A 20,399-nucleotide genomic window follows, 5' to 3' on the forward strand; every position below is an offset into this window, starting at 1 on the left:
TTTGCACCTCTCAAATGAAAGGAAAAGACTATGACCTACTCAATCCGCATCACCAGAAAAAGTGCGCAGCATACCAGTCAATGGTCAGGCGGCTCCACGACACAGCTTGCTATTTACCCAGAGACGGCGGTTTATAGCGATCGCAGCTTCCAGTGGAGAATCAGTACAGCAGTCGTTGAAGCAGAGGAATCCTCGTTCACCCCGCTCCCCGGCTTCTGGAGGCTACTAATGATCCTTGAGGGAGAATTGTTTATCGAGCACGAGGGACATCACAGCGTGACCCTGCCGCCGTTTGAGCAGGACAGCTTTAGCGGGGGATGGACAACACGAAGCAAAGGAAAGGTAAGGGATTTCAATCTCATGCTCGCAGAGGGCAACAGCGGTGAGCTGAAAGCCATCCATGTCGCACCTGGACTTCACCTGGAACTGGTGGGAGTACGCGATCATGACGAGCGCCATGTAGACGAAGCGTTTTACTGTGTCAACGGCCCGGTTAGCTTTCTTATTGATGAAGATGAGGTAACGTTGCAGGATGGCGACTTTATGCTCATAAGCAAGATGAGCTCGGCAAAAACGATTACTGTATCCAATCAGGCGCAGAAAAAAGTGACCCTCATCAAGACGTCCATTTTTTATAGCTAAACGTAAAAAGCCGCGTAGACTCTCGCTCTACACGGCTTTCTCTCTTTTCATTTATGCTTTCTTTCTAAACAGACCTACGATGGCAATGAGCAGTGCCAAGCCAGAGAGAACCAGTGGCAATGTGTTGCTTGTTCCCGCGCTGCCTGCACTCTCTTGGGCTGGAGCAGTTGCAGGCGCTTGTGCCTCACCGTGGTCATGTCCCGCTTCCCCAACTCCTGCTTTCACTGTCGTTACAGAAGCTGGCGTTTGGGAATCCTTGTCACCCGTCCACTCTACGACTTCCCCATCTGCATAGGTTTGGTATGCTTTCCAGGCAAGGCTACCTTCTTCTTTTGGATTCGCACCGACGAAAGCAAATTCCATAAACTCATGTGCCTTGATACCACCATCTGTCGCCGTCCAGACAAGTGCTGTATTGCGTCCATCTTTATCTTTTTCAAACTCATAGCTCCAACCCGGGATTGGCTGTACGGTGTTTACCTTTACGCCAGCAGGGAACTCGAGCTTTACCTTCGTTGTATTGACATCCTTTTCTACAGGAACGCGAACCGTATATTTTTCATAAGCACCTGTCGTCGTCTCTTTCGGGTACACATTCACATGGGCTTGTGCTGCAGTCGCCAAGGTCAATACCGCCCCTGCCACCAAAACACTGCTCATCCATTTTGTCCATTTCATCGTAAAACCCCTCCTAGTTTGAATCTGTTTGCGTGATTTCCTGGGTGGTTGTTTCAGGAGTCGGATAGTTGGTTTGGCTCATCCACAGACCTGCCAAAATCGCGACGATGCCTAGTATGATTTCCCAGCGCAAAAGGACTTGCTGCAAGGTATTTTCTCCTCGCCAACGCTTTGTTTGCCGGTAAGCAAGCCCTAGCATCACACAGACACTGATTACTTTTCCATACAGCAGATAGCTCCACGTAAGCGAGCTTTGTAAAACACTAGCCAGGTCTGTCTGCACCAGCAGCATGAAAGCGCCAGTGACAACTGCCAGTACTGCAGCGATGGCAACCGTCCGCAAAAAGAATGCTTTGAACTCTTTGCTATTTCGTTCTGCCTGTTTTCCCGCGAGCAGTAAATAGACCAGGGCTCCCAGCCACAACGAAACAGTCAGGACGTGCAACAGTCGCAGCACAATCGACAGCCACACCGGAGTGATCCCCCATGCATGCCCGCCAAAGGCTTGTGCACTAACCAGCAGTACCCAGATGCTCACATACCAGCTGCTAATCATATTCGGCAATGCGAGCAGGAGCATCAGCACAAAAGAGACGATTAGCATGATCGCAAACGGCGACTGAGCAAGCAGCTTTGTGTCCAGCTGCCATAATGCCTGTGTCAAAGAAACGGAAGTCAGCGATTCATCGTATAAGAACCAAAGAAAGATAAGACCAACCAGTCCGAGAATCCAACCAATCTGTCTGCCGATGCCAAACAGCTGTGCCATGGAAGGCAATCCATAGCGCTGCGCCCGCCAAGCGACCACGTACAGCCCGCCTCCAAGCAAAATAATGCCTTGGGCCAAATAACGGTACACAATCAGATAGCTGCTATCTGATTTCTTTGCCACAGAGGGCTCAGCCACAACCGCGCTCTTTTGTCCAATCGAAAAGGACAAGCGCTCTTCGACAGGATGTCCGTCCTCCGATACGACTGATACGATTGCCGTATAGGTTCCTTCGGCCAAATCAGGCAGCGCAACGTTCACCTGGTAAGCATCTCCAGGCTGTAAGCTCGGCCGCTCCAAGCGAATTTCTTTGCCATCCCAATCGTACAATTTCATGGAGACCAGATCCGGCTCCAGCGTTTCTGTAAATCGCATGGATAGCTGTCCTGGATTTGTTTTCAGTACCTCTCCGTTTTTTGGCGTACTGCTCATTAATCCTGCATGGGCTTGAACAGATGTCATTCCCGTTGCAAGCACCAGGAAAAGGGCTAGCCAAAGCAAGGTCAGGTATCGTTTCCACCTCATGACCACAAACCCACCCCCATCGCCTTTTCGTCATTAATCCTATCATTAGTGTTTCTGAATCCATATGGCTCAACCGGGCTAATTGCTGTGACGATTTTTTGAAGACAAAAAAACCGAGACTGTATCTCAGCCTCGGTTCATTGTTTATCGTCCACTCTTCATTTCTGTCCAGTAACGATCGTATTCCTGCAATGTATCTCCCACGTCTACCAGCCACTCCGCACGAGCGATATCAGCTGTGTCGAGGAAGATCATTTTGTTTGCACGGTATTCCTCGCTGTGTAGCGGATACGCCTTCTCGTTCGGGTTGCTGTAGCCGATTGATTCGTAGTTTTTCACGCTGACTTCAGGTTCCATCAAATAGTTGATAAACTTCTCAGCCAAATCCTTGTGCTTCGCACCCTTTGGAACTGCCATTGTGTCTGCCCAAATGGTAGCGCCTTCTTTTGGAATGATGTATTCCACGTCAGGATTTTGTGCTTGAATAAAGGCAGCGTCACCAGACCATACGGTACCGATCCACGCTTCTTCTGCGATCATTTTTTGCTTGATGTTATCGGTATCAAATGCAACGACACCAGGTACGAGCTTTTTCAAATCAGCAAACGATTTTTCCAGCTCTTCTTTGTTCGTGGAGCTGTTGGAGAAGCCGTTTTTGATCAGGGACATTCCCATCACTTCACGTGGATCGTTCAGCATGATGACGCGACCTTTGTAGGCATCATTCCACAGATCGTTCCAGCTCGTCGGCTGCTCTTTTACAAACTTTTTATTGTACGCAATCCCTGTAATTCCCCATGTGTATACAACGGAGTGCTTGTTATCCGGGTCGAATGGTGGTGTCTGGAACGTAGAAACGATGTTTTTCATGTTTGGAATGTTTTCCTTGTTCAAGTCTTCCAAAAGTCCCAGTTGAATCATTGTTGCTACCATGTAATCGGATGGCTGGATCAAGTCGTAGCCAGATGCGCCTGCCTGGATTTTTGCAAGCATCTCTTCATTGCTGCCATACACGTCGTAGTTGACCTTCACATTGTACTTCTGCTCAAAGTCTTTGATTACATCCGGGTCAAAATTATCTGCCCAGCTGTAAATGTTGAGCACTTGTGCTTCCTGCTCAGAGGAGGAACAACCAACTACGGTAAATGCGAGTACGGCGGTCAATGCGCCGATCATCAAGGACTTCATACGTTTCATCTTTCTCTCTCAACCTCCAACTCAATAAGTAATCGTTTTAGAATCCTTACGGCGGAACAGCTCAGCGATGATAACCAACAGCACCGTACTAACGATCAACAAAGTCGAAAGTGCGTTTACTTCAGGTGAAACACCGCGCTTGACCAGTCCGTAAATATATAGCGGCAAGGTGGTCGAATTGGGACCAGCCACAAAAAACGAAATGATAAAATCATCCAGCGACAATGTAAAGGACATCAGAAAGCCTGCGACGATGCCCGGCATGATTAGTGGCAATGTCACATGACGCAGTGTTTCCCACGGAGTCGCTCCGAGGTCCTGTGCTGCTTCTTCCAGCTCTTTGCCCATATCAGCCAGCCGTCCTGAGATGATCACCATCACATACGGCATGCTGAATGTAACGTGCGCCATGATCAGTGTCGCTTTTCCCAGCTCCATATGAATCTGGCTGAACAAAACCAAGAGGGCCAGTCCCATCATGATCTCTGGAATCACAATCGGCAAGTATATCAGGCCATTGACGATGTTGCGCCATTTCAGCGTGTAGTGCTTGATCGCAAGTGACGCTGCCGTTCCGAGCACGGTTGCCAGTACACTGCTGATAACCCCGATCGACACACTGTTTGCCAGCGCCTGCATGACTTGTCTATTTTCAAACAACGATACATACCACTTCCAGGTAAAGCCGGTCCACACCGCATTGATTCGCGAATCATTAAACGAATAGAGCACCAAAATGGCAATCGGCAAATATAAAAAGACGAGCATCAGCCAGGAATAGCCAGATAAAATGTTTCGACGCCGTGTGTTCATGCTGCCCCCTCCTTTGATTCGCTCGCTTTAGTCGCGCGGAAATAGAGGAGAATCAACAGCATGGACAGCAGCATCAGTACGATGGACAAGGCCGATCCAAATGGCCAGTCACGCGCTGATAAAAACTGATTCTGAATGACGTTTCCAATCAAGGCTGACTTTGCTCCCCCCATCACATCCGGAACGACGAACATCCCAATGGAGGATACAAATACGAGGATGGAACCGGTCACAACACCCGTTTTGGTCATCGGCAATGTCACATGCCAAAATGCCTTCCACGGAGTCGCCCCCAAATCGTAGGCTGCCTCCAGCTTGCGACGATCCATCTGCTCCAGCGATACGTAGATGGGCAGCACCATAAACGGCACCAGCGTATACACCATCCCGAGCAGTACAGATCCGGAATTGTACAAAAGCGGCAGCGGTTCCGAAATAATACCCATCGATTGCAGCATCGTGTTCACGACACCTTGTGAGCGCAAAATAATGACCCACGCATAAGAGCGAACGAGGAAATTGATCCAAAACGGAATCATCACGAGCAAGAGCCAAATCTTTTGCTTGGATTGCTCGAGCCTTGAAATGTAATACGCCAAAGGATAACCGCTCAGAATGGACAAAAGGGTAGTCAGGATAGCTACCACCATCGTGTCCCAAAAAATTTGACCGTACAGCGGGTCCCAGATGCGGATGTAGTTGTTCAAGGTGAACTCATAGACAACTTGCCCGTATGTTCCTCTTTTTAAGAACGACAGGGCCGCGATCAAAAGCATGGGCAAGACGAAGAGCGCACCCATCCATACAATGGCGGGAAGCGCGAGAAGTTTCACAGGTTTCTTGTTTAACAAGGAAGAATCACCTCGTCCGTCTGTGCCCATCCAAAGGCCACGTGATTATCCACCTGCCAGTCGAGACCGTCACCCGCATATTGATGCGCCATGACTGTCATATCAGTACCGTCAATCCGGATGTACAGCTTACGCAGATTACCGAGGAACACTACATCCGTGATACGGCCTGTTTTCTTGTGCTTGTCCGTCTGTTCATCTGTTCGATACAGCTTGATCTTTTCCGGGCGTACGGCAGTGATCGTCCCACCATCTCGGAATATGTTGTTTTCACCAATAAACGTAGCCACAAACAGTGTCTGCGGGGTGTTGTAAATCTCTGCTGGAGAAGCCATCTGTTCGATCCGCCCTTTATTCATGACCGCGATTCGGTCCGACATGGCCATCGCTTCCTCTTGGTCATGTGTGACATAAATGAACGTGATTCCCAGATTTTTTTGCAGGTTTTTCAGTTCGAGCTGCAAGCTTTTCCGCAATTGATAATCCAGCGCTCCCAATGGCTCGTCCAACAGCAATACTCTCGGGTTGTTAATGATTGCGCGTGCAATCGCTACCCGCTGCTGCTGACCGCCGGAGAGCTGCTTTGGCGTACGGCTGCGAAGCTCCGTAAGCTGAACGTATTGCAGGACTTCTTCCAAGCGTTTCTTTTGCTCAGCTGTGCTCACTTTTTTCATTTTCAAACCAAATAAAATATTTTGCTCCACCGTCATATGTGGAAACAAGGCGTATTGCTGGAACACCATATTCATATCCCGCTGATACGGCGGTATGTGGCTCAGAGGCTTTTCGTCTAGGTATATTTCCCCAGAGGTTTGCTCTTCGAATCCAGCTATCATTCTGAGCAGCGTTGTTTTTCCGCAGCCGCTTGGTCCAAGCAACGTCAAAAACTCCCCTTCTTCTATAGAGAGAGAAAGAGGGGGGACGACGACATTGCCGGCAAATTGCTTTTCAATTGTATCCAAATGAATAATCGTTTTCATTGCGTCATCTCACCAGTATGTCATTATACTCATAGTAATCTAGGTTACTATATCGTGTATGATTCATTTTGTAAACAGTTTCAGACCCTCTCGTTTCAATTTTTTGTCGGATTTTCTGTAAGCGCTCCTGTGAAAAAAAGAAAGAGGCAGATGTATAACCATCCACCTCATAGCGCGTTCGTTTCTGTTTTACATTGATGTTGATTTTGGATTCGCTATGACTTTGCGTGTAGCTGCTTTTGCCCCAAGGAAGTTCGTTCCGATCACCCCGATAATAATCATCACTGCCCCGATCAGATGGTAGTAGGCGAGTTTTTCTCCCAAGAACAGTACACCCGCTACAATCGTGACCAAAGTCGATAAATTATTGAACACGCTCATGCGTGAAGCTTCCATTTTCGATAATGCAAAATTGGTTAATAGCGAAGTAATCAGCGAGGATAGTACCCCTAAATAAACAATCGAGACGACAAATGACGTATCGGCAAAAGGTGCGAAATACGAAGTAAGACTGCCCTCTGCAATATGCTGATACAACGCCATGGCATTAAAAGACAAAAACCCGATGATCGTCACCATATACGTGACGTCTATATAATGGAAAGACTTTGTCATTTTTTTCGCCAGGACACTGTAGCCTGCCATCGAGAGTGCGGACAATAGAATCAATATTGTGCCTATGCTGTTCCCTGTTGCCACGCTCATGCCCTTCATGGCAAAGATGTAAATGACACCCGCAACCGACAAGAGAGTTGCCAGCTTTTGCGGCCAGGTCGAATATTCCTTTAAAAAGTATGTGGCCATCAGCATCGTAAAGATCGGAACAGTAGCTTGAATGATGCCAGCCTCCGAGGAGGACGTATACACTAGCCCAAACGTTTGCAGCGCGAAAAACAACGCCGGATAAAGAGAAGCAAGCGGGATTAAACGCAGAATATCCTTTGCCCTGATCGAGAGACGAACCCAACCGAATAATACAGGGATGGTTGCTGCTAGAAATGACATGGTAAACCGATGTGCCAAAGTATCGGTCGGGGTTGCGCTAGTCAGTGCGATCTTAACGAAAATAAACGACAGTCCGATGATGAGTGCATTGAGCAGTGCTGCCATAATCGCTTTTTGTTTATCTTGCATGGTTCTCATCTCCATTCGTATCACAGACGGCCGTCTTCTTACCTTCATAGTAATCGGATCGCGCTCATGCTACAATGCAAATAAACACAATCTGTACCGGTACAAAATATATACTAGGAGAGGTAAGCTGTGCATAAATATTTGCATTTGCAAAATGAGCTGGAATCACTCATCGAGGGCATTGCCTATCAAGAGGGGGATAAGCTGCCCTCCATCCGAGATTTATCCAAACGGTATCAATGCAGCAAAAGCACAATCATTCGAACACTGGAAGAACTGGAAAAGCGGCACCTCATCTATTCCGTTCCGAAAAGTGGTTTTTATGTGGTCAAAAAACAAGGAGCCGTTTGCCCTACAAAGGAACGTATCATTGACCTGGCAACCTCTGCCCCTGACCCGGATGTGTTTCCCTATGTGGACTTTCAGCATTGCATCAACAAAGCGATCGAAACGTATAAAAACGATCTGTTCATCTACGGAACTGCTAAGGGACTGCCCTCTCTTATCCAGGTGACTGCCAAGCAGCTAGCGAAGCATCAAGTGTTTGCCAATCCGCAGAGCATCTTCATTACCTCTGGCGTTCAGCAAGCATTATCGCTACTTTGCACGATTCCCTTTCCAAATCAGAAGAAGAAAATTTTGATCGAACAGCCATCCTATCACCTGTTTATCGACTATATCCAAGCCCACAATCTGCCCTTTGCAGGCATCAAGCGCACCGCACAAGGCATCGATTTGGACGAGCTGGAGCATCTTTTCCGCACAGAGGATATCAAGTTTTTCTACACGATGCCCCGTTTTCACAGTCCTCTGGGAACGACGTACAGCCGACTGGAAAAGCAGCAAATCGTCGAGCTCGCAGAAAAGTATGATGTGTACATCGTCGAGGATGACAATATGGCCGATCTCGAACACGACAGCAAGGCCGATCCTCTGTTTTCGTACGACCGTTCTGCTCACACCATTTATTTAAAAAGCTATTCCAAGATCATTTTTCCTGGGCTGCGCTTAGGCATTGCCGTCATCCCGGATGCACTTGCAGAAGCATTTACTGTCCACAAGCGTCTTCAGGACATCGACAGCTCGATGCTTTCTCAGGCAGCACTCGAAATTTATTTAAAAAGCGGCATGTTTGAACGGCATAAGCAAAAAATTCGAGAATCTTATCGGAAAAGATCCATTACCCTAAACACAGCGCTCGTCGAGCATGCAGAGAATGCGCGCGGTCTGTATACGTACCAGCCTCCCAAATATCCGGGGATTCATACGCACATTGTGCTGGACAACCGTGTTTCTGTACCGCGACTAATCCAGCAGCTAAAAAAGCGATCCATCCTGCTGGAGAGTGCTGACCATCATTATTTGCCCGATTTCCCTCGCGAAAACATACTCAAGCTCAACGTTTCCAATGCGAAGGAAGAGGACATTCCCAAAGGCGTACAAGGGCTTGTAGCTGTCCTGTGCAAAATGCGGTTGTGATCGAATTCATTTTATTGTTATGATGTTTGGAAACAATCCCCCTATAAGTAAAAAAGTAAACAGGTGAAAAATATGCTTTCTTTTACTCGACTATGTAAATGCAAACCCCCGATTCCGTAATTTCTCCTTACACTGCTTGAGATTTTCAGCTTGTAGGGGGAATGAATTGTGGAAAGAAAAATCTCAACACCATCGTTGTTACTCTTTATTATTCTTGTGGGTTTCCCGCAAATTAGTGAAACGATCTATACACCATCTCTTCCGGATATCGCCAGCCAGCTTCAAACGAGTGGCAATGCGATCCAACTGACACTCAGCATTTACTTCCTCGGCTTTGCCTTTGGCGTATTTTGCTGGGGACGTCTCTCAGACTCCATTGGGCGTCGCCGGGCCATGTTATGGGGAATCCTCGTATATGGGCTGGGCAGTCTTGGTTGTTATTTGTCAGACTCGATTGAATGGTTATTGCTGAGTCGATTCATCCAGGCTTTTGGCGCTAGTACTGGCTCAGTCGTTACCCAAACCATCCTGCGCGAAAGCATTGAGGGAGCCAAGCGCCATGCGGTATTTGCCCAAATCTCTGCCGCTCTTGCCTTCTCTCCGGCGATCGGGCCGCTTATTGGTGGATGGGTAGATCAGTCACTCGGCTTTCACGCTGTATTCCTCACGCTTGTCGTGATGAGCGTTGCGATTTACCTGTATACGTTCACTTCACTGCCTGAAACGCGAGTCGCGAGTCCAGTGAGCATTCGAACGGCTTCTGTTGCCAAGCGTCTCCTTTCTGACAGAAGAGTGTGGTCATTTGCATTTCTGATCGGGGCCACAAATGGCATCCTGTTCAGCTATTATGCCGAGGCCCCGTTTATTTTTATTGATTTCTTCGGGATGACGCCAGGTATGTTCGGCTTTCTCGGTATTTTCGTAGCGCTGTCGTCTGTACTTGGCGCGATGCTGTCGAAAAGACTGTTAGGTAGACTGCCGGCAGAGAAGATCATCCTGATCGGCTCTCTCGTAACAACGCTCGGTGCGATATGTCTTACGGGCTTCACCCTTATAGGCATGAGTCCGTCGGTACTGTCTTTTGCGGTAATGGTAGTCTCCATCTTTATTCTGCTTCTCGGGATTGGGATTGCGATACCAAACTGCCTGAGTCTCGCACTGGTGAATTACAGCGATGTGCTCGGTACAGCGGGAGCTATTTTGGGACTGAGCTATTACGTTGTGGTCAGTCTGATTACCAGCGGAATGAGCTACCTGCATAACGGTTCATTGGTGACCATGCCACTCTATTTTCTGCTGCTTGCCATCGTCATGGTGCTGGTGAGTGGAAAGCTCAAAGCGAACGTTACCGTAAAGGGATAGAGGGCACGTTGCCCACTGCTTCTAGCAAGACAAAAAAGGCAGAGGTAGTTTCGGACAAGACAAAAAAGTCCGAGACTGCCGCTGCCTTTATTCAGCTTTTGAACCGATTAACAGGTTCAGTCCAAATTTGGTAATGCCAGAACCAGCCCACAGCTTTTCGATTCTCTCCGCCAGGAATAAAAATAGCATTAACCCGAGCAGCACCATGCACACCGATACTGGTATCAACCAGGGATGAGCAGAGTGCGAGAAAAACGGGATGAGTGAGACTGCCACAATCGGTGGTGCATTCCAGTTCAATCTTTTGATCAGCCACATGGTGAAGAGTACGTTGACAAATAGCGAAATGGAGCTGGGATAGACCCAAAAAATAAGCGTCCCAATCATGGAAGAAACAAACGCTCCGAATGTTATTTTTCCAATTTCTGTAAAACGAAAAGAGCGTGTGACGAAGAGAAAACTAAATGCTCCGATGGTCGGAAAAAAGAGTGTATCCAAAAAAGAAATATGCAAGGAAAGCCAATAGATAAGCGCGATATATGTACAAATCACAATGATCTTTATATTCATGCTAAACATTTCAACCCCAATAAAACTTTGTTAAGTAACTTTTTAAACACCTGCTACATTCTAGTCAGTTTTCTGGAGGCTGTCAATGCTCATTCGATGGGGTCAATGTCAAAAAAGTAATCGATCTGTCGCTCACAAGCGTGTGATGTTGCAGAACCAGTTGATTCTGCAGCTGTCTTCATCTCTGCTCTTCCACAAGTAGTAATGGAGTACCCTATTATAGGGAGCTCATCGTTAGTCAGCTCTTTGATTTCATTACCCTGTATCCTGTATTTTTGTGATTTTTTCACAGCATAAGAGGTCATTTCTCCATCACTGATCAGATAGTTCTCTTCGTCTCCATTCTTCGCAGACAATTGCTTGACCTCGGCTTGATCCAACACCTCAAAAAACCTCGTGGCCAATACGGTACGATCAAATTGCCCCCACTCATTACCGACTTTTTTCCGATGAATGGAATAGGCTTTCGTCTCGGGTGAATACTCAATACGATAATGAATAAAACCTTCCGCCGATCGGCTGACGAGCTTGTAGGACAGCCTGTCGATTTCCCCATCTTTTTGATACTCGGCATGAAAATCTTCCAGGTGAGCACGTGGATCAATTTCAATACGATCCCTAATCGCTGTCCATTCGTGTGTGAATGGAACCTCATACATATTGGAGCTGGAGGCTGCTACCTCGCGGGGATACTCGTAGATGTACTCCTCCACGGCTGGTATGATCAACTGTAACAGGTAAAATGCCAGCCCGAGATAAGCAGAATTCTGTTTGGTTTTGATGTTCTTCACTGGGCGAAAAAACAGGAGAAAAACAACGAAGCCTACGGGCAGCGCGTATTCGTTCAAGCGAAAAGTAAAAGCACCCAAGAGGTAGTAGCCTACAATTTTATAGCCAAGATTCGCCTCAGCCTCTTCTCGATTCCTGTAAATAAGGACAAACGCTACAATGACCAAACCCGTCAATAGGATGACAAATAGCTGCTCCATTCCTATTGCCTACGCTAATCCTAACTCCAAATATTTGGTTCCTTGGATGGGATTAAAACGATATGGCTCAATCTCATAAAAACCGAGCGAGCTGTAAAGCGAGATGGCCTGTCCCATTGTCGGAAGGGTATCTAATCGGATGTAGCTGTAGCCTCGTTTCTTTGCTTCTTCAATAATCGATGAGGCGAGCTCCCTGCCGATTCCTTTTCCTTTATAATTTGGCTTCACATATAGCCGCTTCATTTCGCAAACGTCTTCATCGATTTTTCGCAAGGCCACACACCCGGCAGTCTGCTCTTCGTACGTAGCCAGCAGGATACAGCCCTCCGGTTCGGCGTACTCCCCTGGCAAGCTTTGCAGTTCTGTCTCGATATTTTGAAAGCTTAAGTCGATACCTAATGAATCGACGTATTCTGTGAAAAGCTCGCGTACCTGCTGGTATTGATTCTCCCCTGTTACTCTCCCTATGCTAAGCACATCAACACCCCTGACTTTTAGATTTATCTATCCCTACTATTTTCTAAGTCCCGTTAAAAATACCTTCTATTATGAACATTTCCTCTATCCATTCTCCTTTTGTTACTCGTCCAAACGGCTTGTTAAAATTACCGTCATGGTTATTTTCAGCCTGGCAAACAATAATTCCTATAACAGACGGAAAGAGACTTTTAACAGCGAACGATGGGTTGCTTCTCATATCGAGAGCGGGGGAATGCTGATGGAATGGTATGACCGATTGACTGAATACTTTCCCGAACATGAAATGAAAAATATGGGTCAGATGCAAGCGCTCATCAATGAAAAAGATATTTATCACAAAGAGGAAACAGATGATTACCTGTTGCTGTACGCAGAGTTCCCCACGTTTCTTTTCATTGATTATCTTTTGGTTGATTCTGTAACGAGAGGAAAAGGAATCGGAACGAGCATTATCAATAAGCTCAAAGCCAAAGGAAAGGATATTTTGCTCGAGGTAGAACCCGTAGATCGCGAAGATGAAGATACCGTGAAGAGGGTCCATTTTTATCGAAAAAATGGGTTTGTGAAAGCTGACAAAATTCAATATCAATGGTCAGATGAGAACGGTGAGGAATTTGAAATGAATATTTATTACTGGAGTCCTGATAACCACAAGGTACCGCAAGAAGTGATTTTAAAAAAGATGATAAAAGCATGCCAAGAAATACACAACTTTCGTTTCACCCAGTATTATGGGCGAATGGTTGCCAATCCGGAAGAAGTATTGCATTTGAAGCATTGATGATCTGCTTATCCCTGGGCATGAAGACACCCCTGAAGATATCATTCAGGGGTGTCTAGCCTAGAGGCAAATCGTTATGCTTTTTTCACGCGAATCGTATCGTCTTCTACTTCAATGACGATCTCACTCACATTTTCCTCATCAATCACCAGATCGGCAATGCCATCCTCTACGTATTGCTGAATCACTCTGCGCAGAGGACGTGCACCAAAGGAAGGATTGTAGCCCAGCTCGACCAGCTTTTCCTTTGCCGCATCGGTAATGCTCATTTCCATGCCTTGTTCGTGAAGACTTGCCTTTACATCCTGCAGGAGGAGGTCAACGATTTTGACCAAATCCATTTTTTCCAGGTGTGTAAAGGAAATGATGGAGTCAAAGCGGTTCAAAAACTCTGGTTTGAAGAATCCAGCGAGTGAATCGAGTACAGTCGCAGGTTTCGGTGCTTTTGCCCCAAAACCAACCTCGATTTTTCGTTCGCTCACACCAGCATTACTGGTCGCGATAATGACCGTTTCCTTGAAGCTTACTGTACGTCCTTGGCTGTCTGTCAAACGACCATCCTCTAAAATTTGCAGGAACATGTGCTGCACATCTGGGTGCGCTTTTTCGATTTCATCCAGCAAAATGATGCTGTATGGGCTGCGACGTACACGCTCAGTCAACTGGCCAGCCTCTTCATGTCCTACATAGCCTGGAGGTGAACCGATCAGCTTGGAGACGGAATGCTTCTCCATATATTCGCTCATGTCCAGGCGAATCATGGAATCTGGAGTGCCGAACAGCTCTTCTGCCAACGCTTTTGATAGCTCGGTTTTCCCAACACCGGTTGGCCCTACGAACAAGAACGAGGCAATCGGTCTATTTTTTGGCTTCAGCCCTGCACGGCTGCGACGAATCGCTTTGGCTACAGAGGTTACGGCTTCCGATTGACCGATAACTTTTGTTTCCAGATGAGCCGCCAAATTTTTCATTTTCGCTTGCTCATCGCTTTGCAGCTTGCGAACAGGAATCCCTGTCTTCTGTTCGATCATTTCCTGAATATCCGCTACCTCTACAGACGAACGCTGCTCGGCTTTGTCCAGTTGATCCATTTTTTCAAGGATGCGTGCTTCTTCATCACGCAGACGGGCTGCACGTTCATACTCTTCCTGCTGGGTAGCCTCGTTTTTCTCGATTGCGATTTGCTGCAGACGATCTTGCATTTCTGCTGTACCCTGAGTGGCAGAGCGCAGATTGAGTCGAGAGCCTGCTTCATCCATCAAGTCAATCGCTTTATCCGGGAGAAAACGATCCTGGATATAACGGTGAGAATACTCGACACAGGCTCGAATCACATCATCCGAATAAGAAACATTGTGAAACGCCTCATATTTCGGACGCAATCCTCGCAAAATCTCCATCGCCGCTTCTACACTTGGCTCTTTTACGATGACAGGCTGGAGTCTGCGTTCCAGAGCCGCATCTTTTTCAATTACACGGTACTCTTTTAATGTGGTTGCCCCAATCAATTGCAGCTCCCCACGTGCTAAAGCTGGCTTCAAAATATTGCCCGCATCCATGGAGCCTTCTGCTGATCCTGCGCCTACAAGCAGATGAATTTCATCCACAAACAAGATCACGTTTTTACGCTTTTGCAGCTCGGCAATGACTTGTTTGACTTTCTCCTCAAACTGACCGCGAATTCCGGTACCCGCTACGAGTGAAGCGACATCGAGAATATAGACCTGCTTGTTTTTCAGCTTGGCAGGTACTTGCCCTTCCGTAATTCGCAAAGCAAGCCCTTCGGCAATGGCTGTTTTTCCTACCCCTGGCTCACCAATCAGAACCGGGTTATTTTTATTGCGGCGATTCAAGATTTCAATCACACGCTCGATTTCCTGTTCACGACCAATGACGGGATCAATCAAGCCTGCACGTGCTGCATCGTTAAGATTACGACCCAGATCATCTAAAATGCCTCCGCGGTCAGCTGCTTGTGCCTGGGACTGTGGTTGGAAACCGGATTGACCTTGACCTGCCGCCGATTTGGCAAAGCTTTGGAAGAATTCATCCAGTCCGGAGAAGGAGGAAAATGGACTGAAGCCCATACTAATCCCCATTTTATTGCTCAGCTTGCTATTGCATTCATTGCACAGATTGTATTTTTGCTGCTGATCTTTCAGCTTTATATGAACCGAGATCGTTGCTTGACGTTGTTTACAGATTTCACATTGCATCATTTTTACCCCCTACATACTCAATTGGTATTGTAGATTCTTTTTACTTTCTCTGCGAAAGGGAAACTTCTATTTGACCATTTCTGACCTTCGCTGATTTCATTATAATTTGACCTTCTTTGACTTTCAAGAGGAATTGCTTGGAATTAAAAAAATCCTTTCGGAAAACCTAGAGACGTAGGACTTTCCTCTATTGCCTCACTCTGGATCCCTTCCTATAATGATCATGAGATAGATAAATGTCAGGGGGCTCTTCACTTGAATACACTCGCATATGGACTCCTCGGGCTGGTTGCCCGAACGCCTAGCTCTGGCTACGATTTGATGCTCCAGCTGCAGCCATTTTGGCAGGCCAAGCACAGTCAGATATATCCGCTTTTGGCCAAGCTCGAACAAGAAGGCTATCTGGAGTTCACTCGCGTTCATCAAACGGATCGGCCAGATAAGAAGGTTTACTCCATCACGGAGAAAGGACAGATTGCGTTAAAGCTATGGCTTGGTCAACCAGCAGTTGAACCTGTGGTGCGTGATGAGCTCGTCTTGAAGGCATATTGTCTATGGCTCGCCGACGAGAAAATGGCGAATGCGATCTTCACAGAGCGAATGGACCATTGCAAAGAACAACTTCAAATGTATGAGGATTACATAAAGGAACTCACAACAGAAGGTGAAGGTGTCCCCGATCATCCGGACCATCCTTCCTTTGGTGATTACATTTTGCTTTCCTGGGGTGCTCGCCGCATGAAAGACGATATTCACTGGTGTGAATGGGTCATGGATTTATTGAAAAAGCGTGCATGACAAAAAAACGAGTCCCGGAACTGATCTCCAGGACTCGTTTTTCTATTCCTTCGTTTGGGCAGCTAAGCTTTAGAAGATGTAGGAATTTACTTCTTCCAGGGTTGGGAGGGACGGCTGGGCGCCTTCCTTCGTTACGACAATCGCCGCTACTTTGCTGGCGAAGCTCGCTGCTTCCTCTTCTGACATGCCTTTTGTCAGGCCAACAGCAAATGCAGCCGTATACGAATCACCGGCAGCAGTTGTATCCACTGGCTCCACACGGTACGCAGGAATGTGCGACGCTTTGTCTGCCGTCACAAGCAATGCTCCCTTTTCCCCTATCGTCACGATCGCCCGCTGCGGCCCACGCTCCAGCAGCTTGCGGGCTGCTGCCTGTACTTCCTCTATCGTGCGTACTGGCAAGCCAGTCAAAATCTCCAGCTCAGTCTCGTTTGGCGTAACCGTATGTACTGCACGCAGCAGCTCATGCGGTAGCTCGCATGCTGGCGCCGGATTTAAAATAACGAGCTTGCCCATTTCCTTTGCACGCTTGGCTACATGCGAAACGACAGCTAGCGGAATTTCCAGCTGGAGCAGGATCACGTCACTTTGCTCCAATAGTGCGATATTTTGCTCAATATGCTCGACACTTACCAAGGCATTGGCGCCTGGCACAAGCACGATGTTATTTTCTCCATCATCGCTGACATTAATAAAAGCCATCCCTGTGGTTCCCTGCCGTGAAACCCCTTCTAGATGAACCTTTGAATCTGACATGCCAGAGAGCAAGATCGATCCATTTTCATCGCTGCCAACCATCCCGATCATGGAAACATGCGCTCCCAGCCTTGCTGCGGCAACCGCCTGATTAGCTCCCTTTCCACCCGGAATCAATTGAAAGGAATGACTGGATATCGTTTCACCCGCTTTTGGCAGATGATGCACATGAGTGACAAGATCCATGTTGATGCTTCCGACTACTACGATTTTCACGATTCGCAACCTCCCTCGTCCTTAGCCTTCTCTATACGCAAACATCTCTGCCTATGTAGAAACTCTTCTTATTGCGCGCGGCTTCCTTCCTGATGAAATCAGCCAAATGCTCTACTGTACCCAATCGTTAATGATAACATCGACAGATACGTCTTTCAATAAACTGTCCGCCTCGATTCCATGCTATAATCAAAGCGAGGGCGCATCCCTCATTCTTTTGGTAAAGGAGCTGTTCGGCATGATTATCAAGTTCATTCGTTTGCGCTAATCAAAAGGTTTGTTCATGTTTGCTCACTTTTTTCCGTAAAACGAGTGGGTTTATTTGAATGTGCTCTTTTGTATACACGCAAATCGAATGAAACGAGGAGATCATGATGAGAGAACAGATTCATATCATCCATGGAGTTGAAATTTGCAGCGAGGCTTTTGGCAACCCGGCGCATCCTGCCATTTTGCTGATCATGGGGGCTACGTGCTCCATGATTTATTGGGATGAAGAATTTTGCCAGCGTTTGGCGGACACCGGAAGATACGTGATTCGTTTCGACAATCGGGATGTAGGACGTTCCGTGACGTATGATCCAGGAACTTCGCATTATACCGTGGCTGATCTGGCAGATGATGCTGTTGGCGTTCTCGATGCCTACGGAATTGCTCAAGCCCACATCGTAGGCATGTCGCTCGGCGGTATGATTGCACAGGTCATCGCGATCAAGCATCCAGATCGAATGCTGACAATGACCCTGATCGCTTCCAGCTTTTTTGGCTCGGATGACAATACAAGAAATTTGCCGCCAATGGACGAACGAATTCTTGCCTTTCATGCAAAGGCTGGCACGCTGGATTGGTCCGATGACGAAGCAGTTGCCCATTACCTGGTTTCAGGCTCTCGCTTGATCAGTGGTTCCAAGCGAAAGTTCGATGAGGAGCGTGCTCACAAGCAAGTAACAACAGAAATCAAACGAGCTAACCAACTGTTGAGTATGTTTAATCATGCCTTACTCACAGGTGACGATTTTTATGAAGGCAAAACAAATGAAATTCGTGTTCCGACACTGGTGATCCACGGAACAGATGATACGATCCTTCCCTATGCTCACGGTCTTGCGCTGGCAGAGGAGATTCCTCAAGCTACGTTACTTACTCTGGATGGAACCGGCCATGAAGTTCACAGCGACGACTGGGATCAAATCATTCAGGCAATTTTCTCGCATACGCAAGTTTCGTAATGACGTAATGCATGACCATAACTCTTTGGTTAACAAGGAAGCCGACTGCTATCTGCAGCCGGCTTCTCCCTTATTTTTTCACAATCGGTATCCAGACCTCGCACCGATAATCTGCTGCCATCGTATCACCTGAGGGGTATACCTCCAGATCGGGAGCCGGAGCATGTCGATATTCGGAAGCTGGCAGCCACTCCTGAAAAGCGTAGCCAAAAGCTTGTTGAATCGCGCCCGGCAATGGTCCTGTCGAGGTAAAAACCGCCCAGGTCGCAGTGGGAATCGTAAACGACGTGAAGCTTGATTCATCCAAGGCTCGATCTGCCACACAAGCGATCATGTAGGTGAGAACTCCTTGGTCGGGCTGCATGTCCACACATACGCCGAACAATTCCCCGGTCGTACCGATGCGGACCAGCTCTTCCAGCGTGCCATCTTGGTGACTCTCCGCCCAAAACTCGGAAATTCGCTGTGGATGCTCCTCATTCAAGCAATTGACTTGTCTGGACTTGCCGACAACAATAAACGCCTCTCTCTCCATAATCCGAACGTCCATAGCTTGTTTGTCCCCCTTTGAATAGCGTAGGAAACGGTCCTACTTCCTGCCCGTATTCGAATTGCTTGGGAGCATTATAGCAAATGGACTGCCAGGATATCCATTGCCTAGACTTATTGACATGTCGAGAATAGTAGTGAGAAAGGGGAATGAAATGAAGAAAAGAATACAATGGATCTCTGTCATGTGTTTGTTGGTTGTTATCACTTTTTTTCTATTTGGTAGAACCTCTCCAACAGATGTGGTTGAGACTACCATAGAAAAAATCGGGTTCACCTCAGAACATTTGCCGCTTGCTAAAACAGACATCGATAAGATTGCATCATTTTTTACATTCACGGAGGATCATCACCTAGGAAAACCCTATATCAAGATCAAAGAAGCATCTCCTCTTAAAGACCAAGCTCAGGTGATCGCTACCTTCGAGGTCATTCAATACCAACCAGACAATTCGATTCAAAACATATACAACGGCACTCTCGTTTTCACGCTACAGAAGCGCTCCTTCTTTACGTGGGAGATAGACCATGTTGATATCCTGCAAGAAATGGGAGAACATGCAACCGAGTAATCCAGCCTTTTTTCATAATGGATGGCCGTAGAAATACTTGCGCCCCTTCTCCCAGCTCTGGTTGGCGAGTCCCTCAACATAGCTGATGAAGCTCTGATAATTGCTTGCCGTAATAACCGTGTCGTATTCACCAGGCACCTTCTTGCCAGACCATATGGACAATAACGAAGGAATCACTTCCATTTGGAGTCGCTCCTCGTTATTGGCAGCGATAAAAACTCTGTGGATCAATGGCTTGGTCAAGTCGCCAGGAAAAGCTGGCTTTTGATCAAAATAATACATCTCTCCCTCATTCTCATCACCGAAATCCAGAAAACACTCCGCTATTTGCTCGATTGTCGCTTCTTCGCCGTACTGATTTTCGAAGGAGAGAAAGGAATCGATCGAGTCGCGGATGATGACGGATGTATCAGGAATGTCATCCCACTCTTCCAGCAAAGCCAACAAGTACGGAATAACTTCTGGTGAAAGAGACGTCGGCGCTGCTGACGCAAAGGTATTTACGATAAATTCCGATGCATCCTGTAAAAAGCGCAGGTTATTTGTCTCACGTACATCCTCATGTGTGCAAATCGAAAAAAAGAGGCGAATACAAAGATTCAGTATAGCCTCGTCTTTCGTATGATTCATGAGCTGTATGAGGAGTGGCTTCTGCGTAAAGTCACCCGCTTTATATAACTCGATCAGCAGAAACAGCATCTCTTTTTCTGTCATTGCTTCCCGTAATTTTTGGGTCAGCTCCGCCACGGTAGAGGTTGGTTTTTCTCCAAACCAGCTGCTATTCCATACATTTTGTACGGTTGTCATGCT

The 20,399-nt window shown here is 47.1% G+C and carries 21 protein-coding genes; 7 read left to right on the forward strand and 14 right to left on the reverse strand.

What is annotated here, in order from left to right; all coding sequences use genetic code 11:
• The first annotated feature begins 30 nt into the window (after positions 1–30).
• The gene (locus tag ADS79_RS32795) at positions 31–642 is read left to right on the forward strand and encodes a HutD/Ves family protein (RefSeq protein ID WP_049742686.1); all 612 of its coding nucleotides are present in this window, start codon (positions 31–33) and stop codon (positions 640–642) included.
• Between the two features lie 51 nt (positions 643–693).
• On the opposite strand, the gene ADS79_RS32800 is transcribed toward ADS79_RS32795, so the two are convergent.
• The 7 genes from ADS79_RS32800 to ADS79_RS32830 all read right to left on the reverse strand — a co-directional run bounded on the left by ADS79_RS32800 (position 694) and on the right by ADS79_RS32830 (position 7,589).
• Complete coding sequence (locus ADS79_RS32800) at positions 694–1,320, reverse strand: YcnI family copper-binding membrane protein (protein ID WP_049742687.1); 627 nt, start codon at positions 1,318–1,320, stop codon at positions 694–696.
• A gap of 13 nt (positions 1,321–1,333) precedes the next feature.
• Positions 1,334–2,614, reverse strand: a complete 1,281-nt coding sequence (locus ADS79_RS32805; protein WP_049742807.1) for a copper resistance CopC/CopD family protein — start codon at positions 2,612–2,614, stop codon at positions 1,334–1,336.
• Positions 2,615–2,758: 144 nt separating this feature from the next.
• On the reverse strand, positions 2,759–3,811 hold the full coding sequence (locus tag ADS79_RS32810; protein ID WP_049742688.1) for an ABC transporter substrate-binding protein: 1,053 nt from the start codon (positions 3,809–3,811) through the stop codon (positions 2,759–2,761).
• 21 nt (positions 3,812–3,832) lie between these two features.
• Complete coding sequence (locus tag ADS79_RS32815; protein ID WP_049742689.1) at positions 3,833–4,624, reverse strand: ABC transporter permease; 792 nt, start codon at positions 4,622–4,624, stop codon at positions 3,833–3,835.
• Positions 4,621–5,424: an ABC transporter permease gene (locus tag ADS79_RS32820; RefSeq protein ID WP_236700186.1), complete on the reverse strand. Its 804-nt coding sequence runs from the start codon at positions 5,422–5,424 to the stop codon at positions 4,621–4,623. Before ADS79_RS32820 ends, ADS79_RS32815 begins: the two co-directional genes overlap by 4 nt.
• Positions 5,425–5,468: 44 nt before the next feature.
• Positions 5,469–6,455, reverse strand: coding sequence for an ABC transporter ATP-binding protein (locus ADS79_RS32825; protein ID WP_049742691.1), 987 nt, complete (start codon positions 6,453–6,455; stop codon positions 5,469–5,471).
• A gap of 189 nt (positions 6,456–6,644) precedes the next feature.
• Positions 6,645–7,589: a DMT family transporter gene (locus tag ADS79_RS32830; RefSeq protein ID WP_049742692.1), complete on the reverse strand. Its 945-nt coding sequence runs from the start codon at positions 7,587–7,589 to the stop codon at positions 6,645–6,647.
• A gap of 129 nt (positions 7,590–7,718) precedes the next feature.
• Here ADS79_RS32830 and ADS79_RS32835 point away from each other — a divergent pair, with 129 nt between their 5' ends.
• Entirely contained in the window at positions 7,719–9,068 is a 1,350-nt protein-coding gene (locus tag ADS79_RS32835; RefSeq protein WP_049742693.1) for an aminotransferase-like domain-containing protein, read from the forward strand.
• 168 nt (positions 9,069–9,236) lie between these two features.
• Positions 9,237–10,430, forward strand: coding sequence for a multidrug effflux MFS transporter (locus ADS79_RS32840; protein WP_049742694.1), 1,194 nt, complete (start codon positions 9,237–9,239; stop codon positions 10,428–10,430).
• A gap of 87 nt (positions 10,431–10,517) precedes the next feature.
• Here ADS79_RS32840 and ADS79_RS32845 read toward each other — a convergent pair whose 3' ends face one another.
• The 3 genes from ADS79_RS32845 to ADS79_RS32855 form a co-directional block, all read right to left on the reverse strand.
• Entirely contained in the window at positions 10,518–11,000 is a 483-nt protein-coding gene (locus tag ADS79_RS32845) for an HPP family protein (protein WP_161807335.1), read from the reverse strand.
• An 89-nt stretch (positions 11,001–11,089) separates the two neighbouring features.
• Positions 11,090–11,989 carry a hypothetical protein gene (locus ADS79_RS32850; protein ID WP_049742696.1) on the reverse strand — a complete coding sequence of 300 codons (900 nt, stop codon included), beginning with the start codon at positions 11,987–11,989 and terminating at the stop codon, positions 11,090–11,092.
• Between the two features lie 9 nt (positions 11,990–11,998).
• Positions 11,999–12,466 (reverse strand): GNAT family N-acetyltransferase, encoded by a 468-nt coding sequence (locus tag ADS79_RS32855; protein WP_049742697.1) that lies wholly within the window; start codon positions 12,464–12,466, stop codon positions 11,999–12,001.
• 241 nt (positions 12,467–12,707) lie between these two features.
• Between ADS79_RS32855 and ADS79_RS32860 the strand changes: the two genes are divergently transcribed.
• Positions 12,708–13,250 (forward strand): GNAT family N-acetyltransferase, encoded by a 543-nt coding sequence (locus ADS79_RS32860; RefSeq protein WP_049742698.1) that lies wholly within the window; start codon positions 12,708–12,710, stop codon positions 13,248–13,250.
• Between the two features lie 74 nt (positions 13,251–13,324).
• On the opposite strand, the gene ADS79_RS32865 is transcribed toward ADS79_RS32860, so the two are convergent.
• The gene (locus ADS79_RS32865; RefSeq protein WP_049742699.1) at positions 13,325–15,466 is read right to left on the reverse strand and encodes an ATP-dependent Clp protease ATP-binding subunit; all 2,142 of its coding nucleotides are present in this window, start codon (positions 15,464–15,466) and stop codon (positions 13,325–13,327) included.
• 258 nt (positions 15,467–15,724) lie between these two features.
• Between ADS79_RS32865 and ADS79_RS32870 the strand changes: the two genes are divergently transcribed.
• The gene (locus ADS79_RS32870) at positions 15,725–16,267 is read left to right on the forward strand and encodes a PadR family transcriptional regulator (protein ID WP_049742700.1); all 543 of its coding nucleotides are present in this window, start codon (positions 15,725–15,727) and stop codon (positions 16,265–16,267) included.
• Positions 16,268–16,336: 69 nt separating this feature from the next.
• Here ADS79_RS32870 and rbsK read toward each other — a convergent pair whose 3' ends face one another.
• The gene (gene rbsK, locus ADS79_RS32875) at positions 16,337–17,239 is read right to left on the reverse strand and encodes a ribokinase (protein ID WP_049742701.1); all 903 of its coding nucleotides are present in this window, start codon (positions 17,237–17,239) and stop codon (positions 16,337–16,339) included.
• Between the two features lie 374 nt (positions 17,240–17,613).
• Between rbsK and mle the strand changes: the two genes are divergently transcribed.
• Entirely contained in the window at positions 17,614–18,468 is an 855-nt protein-coding gene (gene mle, locus ADS79_RS32880) for an alpha/beta fold macrolide esterase (protein ID WP_049742702.1), read from the forward strand.
• A gap of 70 nt (positions 18,469–18,538) precedes the next feature.
• Here mle and ADS79_RS32885 read toward each other — a convergent pair whose 3' ends face one another.
• Positions 18,539–19,018: a GyrI-like domain-containing protein gene (locus ADS79_RS32885; protein WP_049742703.1), complete on the reverse strand. Its 480-nt coding sequence runs from the start codon at positions 19,016–19,018 to the stop codon at positions 18,539–18,541.
• Between the two features lie 154 nt (positions 19,019–19,172).
• Here ADS79_RS32885 and ADS79_RS32890 point away from each other — a divergent pair, with 154 nt between their 5' ends.
• Positions 19,173–19,589, forward strand: a complete 417-nt coding sequence (locus ADS79_RS32890; RefSeq protein ID WP_049742704.1) for a hypothetical protein — start codon at positions 19,173–19,175, stop codon at positions 19,587–19,589.
• A 12-nt stretch (positions 19,590–19,601) separates the two neighbouring features.
• Here the strand turns inward: ADS79_RS32890 and imm47 are convergent, their stop codons facing one another.
• Positions 19,602–20,396 carry an Imm47 family immunity protein gene (gene imm47 / locus ADS79_RS32895; protein ID WP_049742705.1) on the reverse strand — a complete coding sequence of 265 codons (795 nt, stop codon included), beginning with the start codon at positions 20,394–20,396 and terminating at the stop codon, positions 19,602–19,604.
• Positions 20,397–20,399 lie beyond the last annotated feature (3 nt).

The sequence above is a fragment of the Brevibacillus reuszeri genome, assembly GCF_001187725.1.
GTDB classification, from domain to species: Bacteria; Bacillota; Bacilli; order Brevibacillales; family Brevibacillaceae; genus Brevibacillus; species Brevibacillus reuszeri.